The 2711-nt window shown below is 43.8% G+C and carries 2 protein-coding genes; both read left to right on the forward strand.

Annotation, left to right across the window (positions count from 1 at the left end; translation table 11 throughout):
- The first annotated feature begins 25 nt into the window (after positions 1-25).
- Positions 26-1363 (forward strand): DUF4335 domain-containing protein, encoded by a 1338-nt coding sequence (locus PX636_RS21805; protein ID WP_002797019.1) that lies wholly within the window; start codon positions 26-28, stop codon positions 1361-1363.
- A gap of 340 nt (positions 1364-1703) precedes the next feature.
- Positions 1704-2711, forward strand: a 1008-nt coding sequence (locus PX636_RS21810) for an RNA-guided endonuclease InsQ/TnpB family protein (RefSeq protein WP_288118856.1), incomplete at its 3' end; no start/stop codon positions are given.

Below are 2711 nucleotides of genomic sequence, written 5' to 3' on the forward strand. Positions count from 1 at the left end.
CTTTTGTCCAACTACTTAACTAAAAATGAGTAATCTAATTCGCAAATATACACCCCCCACCTGTACCCTAGAAATTTGGGGAAATAGTTCGCCTCTGGCGGTTTGGCTAGGTAAAAATGTCTTAAACGATGCCCACTTTCAATTGCGCTTTGATGATCCTAGATTGAGTGAGGAAAAACAGGTGACGATCAAAGGCGATCGCACACAATTACAACTCCTAGGGGAAATTGTCGCTAATTATGTGCAGAATTTACTCTCTAGTCCCGTTTCTACCCTCTCTTTCGTGGCTAGTGGTTCCCCCGAAAGCCATCTCCCCTCCTTGCCTTCTCTCCGTTGTCAGGGACTTCTGCAGCATCAATTATTTTTAGGTTCCCTGCTAACCGATCGGGATAAACAGGAGATCGAATTAACCACATCGCAATTATTCGATCTAGCCAATGCTTTAGGGGAATATAACCATGAAAGTCCCCTAATAACCCCATTAATTCGCCAGAAAACTCGAAAAAATGCCCTGATGTGGACGGGATTAATCGCCTCAGCCCTAATAACTATCGGGGGAATAGCGATCGCATTTTATCAACAGCAACAAGTGGCCAACAATGATTTAACCACTGATCCCAATAGTGCCAAGATTCCCCAACCCTTGCCAACGCTGCCTTTACCCCCCACGGGAACGGCCGCCCCAAACCCGCAGTTACCGGCAAATTTGGGCAATAAAACCCCTTTACCGCCACCGCCACCCGTGGGAACCGTTCCAGCCCCAGTTCGCCCCTCTAGCGTCCCCCTGGTGATTCCGCCGCCCACTTTACCGCCGCCACCAGTCACAGGTTCGCGTCCTGGCGGCACGGCGATCGTAATTGAACCGAATAATCAGAAAATCCCGATTACTGCCCCCCCCGTCACTGGCGATCAGGGTACAAATGCACTGGCAAATCTTCCCCCCACCACGATGAATCCGACTCCAGCACCGCCAAAATTGCCGAATTTACCGCCTATAAGCCCTATTAACCCCGAAAATGCCAATTTAGACCCCAAACCGCCCACAAGCACCGCTAAAGCCCCAGAGACGAATTTACTAGATACAATTCCCCAAGTGGCAGAAACCAGAGAATATTTTCAATCCCGTTGGCAACCGCCGGAAAGTCTCAAACATACTCTAGAGTACCGTTTGGTCTTAAATCAGGATGGTTCCCTAAAACAGATTATTCCCCTGGGACAGGCGGCGAAAATCTATCTCGATCGCACTAATATGCCCCTGCTCAATCAACCTTTTGTTTCTCCCCTCGATGTCCCCGGTAATCCCCAATTGCGTCTGGTGCTTGGTTCTGATGGTACGGTGCGGACTTTTATGGAACAGCAATAGGCTGTAAGCTGCTCGCGCGTTTAAATTGCCTGTTGAGACGAGGCAACGGGCAAGAGGCAAGACCCCCCAACCCCTCAGGGGGGTAAGATACCTGCCAAGAATAAGGAAAAATGGTATTGTAAAGTTTCAATACAAATATGGTCATATATAGTCATTCATGGCAATATGTACAGACAAAACTATCGGACTAGGCAAAAAAAACAGGAATAAGTTATCGAACGGCTTGGAGGTGGTGGAAACAAGGGAATTTAACAGGCTATCAATTGCCTTCTGGTACAATTATGACAACGGATGACAACCCTTCAAAACCCGACGCTGAGTTAAAAGACAACGGACAATAATGTTAGTAGCCGAAAGACACATTATCAAGAAAGGACATCGATTTTGGGCTGAGATAGATAATTTATCTTGGCAGTCTAAAAATCTCTACAACTCAGCCAATTATTTAATCCGACAAAACTTCATTTATGGCCATGGCTATTTGACCTATAATCAGATGGCCTCTCTCATGAAAAAGACAGAACAGTATCAAGCTTTACCCGCTAAAGTTTCCCAACAAGTTTTAAGAGGATTAGACAAAAACTGGCCATCATTTTTTGCCGCTTCATCGGAGTTTAAAAGTCACCCCGATAAATTTCTGGTCAAACCCAAAATCCCTGGCTATAAGGAGCCAAAAAAAGGACGAAATCTCTTAGTTTACACGATTCAATCCCTAAGCAAAGTAGGTCTTAGGCAAGGGTTAGTCAAACTATCAGGTACTTCAATTGCCTTGCCGACGAGAGTAGAGGAGCGCATAGCAGAAGTTAGAATAGTTCCTAAATGTGATTGTTATGTAATCGAGGTAATTTATGAGAAAACTGAACAGTTATTAGCTCCTAATGAAAAGATAGCTGCGCTAGATTTAGGCATAGATAATTTGATGGCTGTAACTTCAAATCAACCGGACTTTATCCCTTTGTTGATTAATGGCAGACCGTTAAAAAGCCTGAATCAATTTTATAACCAACGTCGGGCTAAGTTACAATCTCTGTTAAAAGGCAATCGTCAAAGTTCCCAGAGGATTCGCCGTTTAACTCGCTGTCGTAATCAGAAAGTAGATGATTATCTTCATAAAGCTAGTCGTTATTTGGTTAAGCTCTTAGTTGACCAACAAATTACTACTTTAGTTATTGGTAATAATCCAGGGTGGAAACAAGAAGTAAACTTAGGAAAAGTCAACAATCAAAAATTTGTGACCATCCCTAATGCTCGATTAATTGAGATGATTAGTTATAAATGTCAATTAGCAGGAATCTCTGTGATTCTTCAAGAAGAATCCTATACCTCAGCTTCTAATTTTTTGAATGAC

The sequence above is a fragment of the Microcystis sp. M53598_WE2 genome, assembly GCF_030067735.1.
In the GTDB taxonomy this organism is placed as follows: Bacteria; Cyanobacteriota; Cyanobacteriia; order Cyanobacteriales; family Microcystaceae; genus Microcystis; species Microcystis aeruginosa.